The organism is Nostoc sp. (genome assembly GCF_036917775.1).
In the GTDB taxonomy this organism is placed as follows: Bacteria; Cyanobacteriota; Cyanobacteriia; order Cyanobacteriales; family Nostocaceae; genus Nostoc.
This window is the reverse complement of record NZ_JBALEQ010000129.1, coordinates 1-6,209: the sequence shown is the minus strand read 5'-3', so window position 1 is coordinate 6,209 and position 6,209 is coordinate 1. Positions and strand designations below refer to the sequence as shown.

General features: G+C 41.5%; 7 protein-coding genes. 2 read left to right on the top strand and 5 right to left on the bottom strand.

The window, feature by feature from the left end:
• The coding region (locus V7K69_RS26685) for a hypothetical protein (protein ID WP_335040024.1) at window positions 1–205 on the top strand (205 nt) is incomplete at its 5' end.
• Between the two features lie 299 nt (window positions 206–504).
• On the opposite strand, the gene V7K69_RS26680 is transcribed toward V7K69_RS26685, so the two are convergent.
• The 4 genes from V7K69_RS26680 to V7K69_RS26665 all read right to left on the bottom strand — a co-directional run bounded on the left by V7K69_RS26680 (window position 505) and on the right by V7K69_RS26665 (window position 4,102).
• Window positions 505–1,740, bottom strand: a complete 1,236-nt coding sequence (locus V7K69_RS26680; protein WP_335040022.1) for a DUF445 domain-containing protein — start codon at window positions 1,738–1,740, stop codon at window positions 505–507.
• Between the two features lie 271 nt (window positions 1,741–2,011).
• Window positions 2,012–2,725, bottom strand: a complete 714-nt coding sequence (ubiE, locus tag V7K69_RS26675; RefSeq protein ID WP_335040020.1) for a bifunctional demethylmenaquinone methyltransferase/2-methoxy-6-polyprenyl-1,4-benzoquinol methylase UbiE — start codon at window positions 2,723–2,725, stop codon at window positions 2,012–2,014.
• A 111-nt stretch (window positions 2,726–2,836) separates the two neighbouring features.
• Window positions 2,837–3,793, bottom strand: coding sequence for a response regulator (locus tag V7K69_RS26670; protein ID WP_335040018.1), 957 nt, complete (start codon window positions 3,791–3,793; stop codon window positions 2,837–2,839).
• Window positions 3,794–3,904: 111 nt separating this feature from the next.
• Window positions 3,905–4,102 (bottom strand): hypothetical protein, encoded by a 198-nt coding sequence (locus V7K69_RS26665; protein WP_335040016.1) that lies wholly within the window; start codon window positions 4,100–4,102, stop codon window positions 3,905–3,907.
• A 286-nt stretch (window positions 4,103–4,388) separates the two neighbouring features.
• Here V7K69_RS26665 and V7K69_RS26660 point away from each other — a divergent pair, with 286 nt between their 5' ends.
• Complete coding sequence (locus tag V7K69_RS26660) at window positions 4,389–5,477, top strand: RuBisCO accumulation factor 1 (protein WP_335040014.1); 1,089 nt, start codon at window positions 4,389–4,391, stop codon at window positions 5,475–5,477.
• A gap of 62 nt (window positions 5,478–5,539) precedes the next feature.
• Here the strand turns inward: V7K69_RS26660 and V7K69_RS26655 are convergent, their stop codons facing one another.
• Window positions 5,540–6,106, bottom strand: coding sequence for an ATP-binding protein (locus tag V7K69_RS26655; protein ID WP_335040012.1), 567 nt, complete (start codon window positions 6,104–6,106; stop codon window positions 5,540–5,542).
• Between the last annotated feature and the right edge of the window lie 103 nt (window positions 6,107–6,209).

Here is a 6,209-nt window from a genome sequence, read left to right as displayed (position 1 = left end):
GGATGGGGGAAGCGTGAATTTTCAATCCGTTATAGCTTTGTTGCATCACTTCTGGACCGAGCGCGGTTGTCTCATTGCCCAGCCTTACGATATTGGTATACCTAATGTTGTAGTAAGTAGGTTGGCGCAATTAAAGCTAACTGGTGAAGGCTGTCCTTTGTCATTGGTCATTAGTAAGGACTTTAAGCCTATTTACGTTTCGTAATATACTTGGGTTTTTCCGCGCCAACTTACTTAATGCAGGCGGTGGATTTAAAAAAATATATATAGATATAGATAGTTGCTGGAGTATTAGGATTACTGTTTGCTTTTTGAAAAAGCTATGTACACAGCGATCGCATCCATCTGTACTCAGCTTGCAGCACGAGTTTTAGGGCAAAATTTTATACGCTTGTTATGGGCTTTGCTTGGGTATTGATAACTCATATCTCTTGCCAAAAGCCAATCGCTCAATTTCGCTCATTTCAGAATTTGGGCAACTTGCAGCTATGATCTGACAAAAAATTAATATTGACTTAATACTAAAAATACTGTCTGCAATAAGCCGATAACAAAACCTAAAACACCACCTAAAGTCACAATGGCTTGCAATTCATTTTTGACAATTCCCTCGATAGCTGCTTCTAGATCAGCAGGTGAAGTTGATTTCACGCGGTCAACTATCACTTGATCTATGGATAAAATCGGAATCGCCTGTGCCACAATTACTTCTAAATCTTTTTCCAAATACTTGTCTAAAATTAGAGCCAACTCTTGACTCATCACTTCTAAAGAAGTACTGACAACCGGTGAAGTGCTAAGACGATTCAGTAGCACTACAGCAATATTTTCCCAATCAACAGAATCAGTTAATCCTTGTAAAAAATCGCTGCCACTGTTTTGCAGGTAATGGCGGACACTTTCGCGGGTGGTCTTTCGCAGTTGACGCACCGTACCCATCGGCAAGTTTTGTAATGATAAATTTTGCAGGAATTTCCTGATGCGATCGCGTATTTGCAAATCTTGAGTCAATTCCTGCAAGCGATTGTTGGTAGCTTCTTTCTCATCTAAGCAAAAAGTTCGTAGCCGTGTAAGAGTGTTACGTAAGCCAAACAAATTTGCTACAACCCAATAAGTACCACTGGTTTTTTCACGGAACCCTTCATCAATAATTTGAATCGTGCGATCGGTCAAAAAATCAACTATCGCTTGGCGCAGCATATCCGGTGGTAAAACTACTTCTAACAACCAATCAGCAAGCCTTGTCGCTTGTTCTTCACTCAATTGAAATTCTAGCAATATCTGGTCAAAAATCTGATTGATTTGCGCTTCTAAAAAGTCTTCACGTCGCGCTAAAACCTTGAGTAACCGAGGTAACGATTCCCCTAGCAAATCCCGCAAAATTCCCGCGACAATTTTGGCACTTTTCTCGTTTTTTTCTGTGTTGATTTGTTCAATCGCTAATCGCAACAACCAGAGAATTGCTGCTTGCACGCGTTCTGTTTGCAATAAACGCCGCGCCAAATTTTGTAATTCTTGTGGTGTCAACAGTGACCCCATAATGGTCTTGGAAATGTTCAAAGCTAGACGTTCCTGGTTGCGGGGAATCAAGCCAGGCGTGAAGGGTACTCTTCGTCCAGCAATGTAAATTGCTTTGTAAGGACGGAACAACATTTTGATGGCTACATCATTTGTGAAATAGCCAATAATTCCACCCAGTACCGGGGGAGACACATAAAGCCAAAGATGAGACCAGTCCACAGGATTTTGGATTTTGGATTTTGGATTTTGAATTCTAGATTAGAAATTAGGGATTGGGGATTGGTAATTGGCGGTTATTAGTTATGAGTTGTTTTTCTACTAACTACTAACGATTTTCCATTAGCCATTACCTATTCCGCAGTCCCCAATCCAAAAAACGTTTGCATACTCGCTCTAAGCGAAGCTATGCCGTTGGCAAAGCCTCTCATTCGCGTTAGCGTCTCTGAAAGAGAAGAGAAGGCTTTAGGCCACGCTATCCCAAATCTAAAATCTAAAATTTGCTGACTACCAGCACTCCCATCATACCGTTCGCAATGGGGTAGTGTGTGGCAACAGCAAAACCAACTTGACGCGCTAACTCTATTTGCTCTTTGCCTATGGGAAAGCGGTCTAAGCTGGGACTGATGTAAGCATATTCTTCTTTTAACCCTAAATAATTGGCAACTGGCACCACGAAACTATCCAGATACAACTGCTGAAAGGCACGTAACTGAGGATTGCTTGGTCGATGAAAGTCCAAAATTGCAGCTTTAGCACCCGGTTTCAAAACACGGTATAACTCTTGGAGACTGCGAGGAATATCTTTAACATTCCTTAAACCATAGCCCATTGTTGCGGCATCAAATTGGTTGTCGTCAAAGGGTAAATTTAGTACATCTGCTTCTACCCAGGCGATGCCTACAGAGGGCAAAGCCAACGCAGGTTGAGGGTATTGCTTTTGGGAACGTTCTTTAGCTGTTTCTAGTAGGTTGCAAGAAAAGTCCACTCCATATACATATCCTGTCGCTCCCACGCGCCTTGCCAAACGTAAAGCTAGATCGCCACTACCGCAGCACAAATCTAATACAGTATCACCCGATTTAGCCGCACTCCATTTAACTGCCATTTCCTTCCAAATTCGATGCTGTCCCAAACTCAACCAATCGTTCAATTGGTCATAAACTGGAGCAATACGGTTAAAAATGGATTGAACTTCGTTAGTCATTGGTCAATAAGTCATTGGTCATTGGTCATTAGTCATTCGTCATTTGCCAAGGGTAAAAGACAAATGACATAGACGCGCTAGCGGCTTCCCGCAGGGTAGGACAAATGACAACTACGCAATGGTTTGATGGTATCCACTGCTAGTCAGAGCGATCGCTACCAGTTGTGCTGATAAATTAATTAGCATTAATTCATCTTCCCGCAAAGTGCAAGGTTGTTTCCACTGTAGCGATAATACGCCCAAAAGTTGATTATGGTAGCTAATTGGGATAACTAAATGTGCTTGCACACCAGTATTTTGGTAGTGGGTAGCATCAATTAGTTTAGTATCTTTAGGTACATTTAAAGAAACTTGCATTTGCCCAGTGGCGATCGCTTGCGTTGTTAGTGGATCAAGAGATAGCCAATTCTCTATTTTACCTGTATTGCTGTAAGTTCCTTGAGTTGCAATCAGAGTATTTCCATCTGTAAGTTGTAAAATACAGCCTTCTGTCCCAAAAGTTTCACTCACAGCCTTAGCAATTGGAGCGAGAGTTTCCTCTAAACTAGAAGCTGCTTGAGTTACCTGTACCAAAACACTCAGCAGCGCCATTTGAGCATGAGCGCGGCGTAATTCTTCTGTACGTTGCTTGAGCAAGTCGTAGGTTTCTGCTGCTCTTTGCACCACTGCCTTGAGTTCTCCTGGATCCCAAGGCTTGGTGATATATTTGTAGACTTGTCCAGCATTAATCGCCTCTACCAAGTCTTCAATATCAGTAAATCCGGTGAGAATTATCCTCACCGTATCGGGAAACTGAGGTACAGTTTTGCTCAGAAATTCAGTTCCTTTCATTTCTGGCATCCGTTGATCGGAGATAATCACAGCTACCTCCCCTTCTGAGGCCAAAACTTGTAGGGCGTTCACTCCACTATCAGCTTTCAGAACATTAAAGTCGCGTCGAAAGGTGCGATAAAGGAGATCGAGATTATCTGGCTCATCGTCAACTACCAAGATTTTCAGCTTTTTTGGCCGTTCGAGAGTCATTACTTGATATTGGACTTTATCAATTTCGACACTGGGATTATCCATAAGATATTTCCTTTAAATATTCACTATCTTGTTATATTCCATACCAAGCTTAGTTGAGAATAGCTAAAAGTTGCCAAGGGTTTATACGGAGCTATTTTGCATATTTTAAAACTACAAGAGTGAGCTATACAGAGAAAATTTACCTGCTGAAATATCTGAATTAGGAAATATTGCACTAAGAGAATCAACTAAATCAGCGTAACTATGGCGATTTTCATCATAGTAGGACTTACCTAAAACTACACGCGGTAGGGTTACGCTACCGCTAGTTTCTTGATACCGGGAAACCCTTCCACCGCATAGGCTCACGCTTTGCGTCTAGATGAATTGCCCTAAGAAGAAAATTAGGGTTCAGCTAAAGTTTTGCATAGATTAAGGTAGGTTCACAAATCTTCTTTGGATACAACGCGCAGTAATGGCGTACAGATGTGAGTAGTGTTACTTGTAGAATAGCTTGGAATTAGAGTGGTTAAAATTCCAACCTCCTGCCTCTTTCTGAACTCAAGACAGTAGGTCTGGGTAATTCTATAGATTAGAATAAGACTTGCTCATGAGGTGTTAATCATCCTCTCAAGTTGAAGCTTGCATCCCGATTATGACTGATCTACCACCCAACGCTCAGAATCCCGAAGAAAATGCTACCAACGATGTAGCACAAGAGTTACTACGAAGACTGAGGCAAAAACAAGGCAACTGGGTGGAATGGGGAACGGCGATCGCCTCGTTGCTAAAAACCGGTTACAACCCCCAAGAAATTTTTGAGGCGACTGGATTTGAGCCAATTCAACAAAATCAGGTAGTTGTTGGTTCTCAAGTTTACAATTCTTTGGAAAACTCTGGAGTATCGGAAGAAACGCGATCGCACTATGCCACACGCGGTAGTGATGTTTTATATGAACTCCGTTTGCTCACCCAAGAAGAACGCGCCGCCGCCGCCGAACTGATCTTCTTACACAAGATTGATGCTGATGAGGTGAAGGAAGTCGCAAAAGCAATTAAAGAGTTCTCATATTTCCGCACTTTACCAGAAGGGTTTTCTGCCCATCCGGGAGATGCTGTTGCTCATCAAGTTTGGAAACTGGCACGCCAAAATGCAGATTTACAACAGCGATCGCGCCTGATCGCTAAAGGTTTACGTTTTGCTCACACGCCAGCAGCAAGGCAAAAAATTGAACAGCTACTGACTGATTTTACTACCGTTCCCCAGCGTCCAGCGCCAATTTTACCCTTTTACCGCCTGGAATTTGAAGAACAATTACCCCGAATTTTGCCCGTAGTGGGTGAGTTGCCATTATCACGGCAAGATTTGCAAGCTGTGCCAATATTGACAGAAATTGAACCATTTCGTCTGGTTAAGTTTTCTGGAGAGCAAGCTTGGGTTCCATTACCAGGTTGGCAAGTGCTATTAGCGGCAGAAGATCCAGTAGTGATTTTAGCGAATAGCGATCGCTTTCCCATCCAAACCCAAAGCCAAGTCGGGCCTGTTGTAGTTGTGATAGATCGTGCCAAACGAGAATGGGATGCCTCTAGCTATTTTGTTGTTGAAAATGGTGGTGAATTAGATTTTCAGTGGTTTGAAACTGAGCCAGAAATTCCTTTACTAGGACAAATTATTATCATTGTGCGTCCTAAGAAAATTCTAGATGAAGAATTAACTAAGGATTCCTGGCAGATTGATGAATAATTAAAGAAGAATTCAGAATTCAGGAGTCAGAATTCTGAATTCTGTTTCGATAAAATTTCATGTTAATTTTCTAAATTTTTGTTGCTAACAGTTATGCTGCTCATTTGTTCTCGTAAAATTGCGACTTGAGAAATCATGATTTTCTCTAGTGCCCCAGTTTCCATTGCTCCCATCCAACTAATCATTGATGAGAGAAATAATTCTTTGAGGTAGGCAAAAGAAAATCCTTCTGTCAATGCAGCTATCCGACTTACAACCTCTTCAGATAATCCCATTCCACTGTTTAATTTATCATTCCACAATTTGATGTAGGTTTCTCGCTCTGGGAACTCTGGTAAATCGAAATGATATTTGCGATCAAAGCGGCTGGGGCGATCGCTAATTGCTGAATCTAAACGTTCTGGATGATTAGTGGTTGCAATAGTCACAATTCCTTGATTAGAGGCAAAGCCATCAAGTTCATTTAAAAAGAAAGAGCGGTTTTCATCATTTAATAGAGAGTCAATATCTTCTAATACCAAAACACAAGGGGCAGATTGCCGTGCTTGTTTGAATACTTTACGGATATTGTCGCTATCAGTAGCATATTCAGACTTAAAGCTTTTAACGTATAAGCAAGGCTGCTGCATTTGGTTAACGCTCTTTTATTACTCTCATGAGAGTATAATTAATTACTAAGAGTTTAACTTAGCAAGGGTATTTAATTGGGTTCAAGAACGGCTACCTCCACGA

What these genes read in the sequence shown, in the direction of transcription:
- V7K69_RS26660 (WP_335040014.1), top strand. Translation starts at nt 4,389, where the DNA reads ATGACTGATCTACCACCCAACGCTCAGAATCCCGAAGAAAATGCTACC.
- V7K69_RS26670 (WP_335040018.1), bottom strand. Translation starts at nt 3,793, where the DNA reads ATGGATAATCCCAGTGTCGAAATTGATAAAGTCCAATATCAAGTAATG.
- ubiE (WP_335040020.1), bottom strand. Translation starts at nt 2,725, where the DNA reads ATGACTAACGAAGTTCAATCCATTTTTAACCGTATTGCTCCAGTTTAT.
- V7K69_RS26655 (WP_335040012.1), bottom strand. Translation starts at nt 6,106, where the DNA reads ATGCAGCAGCCTTGCTTATACGTTAAAAGCTTTAAGTCTGAATATGCT.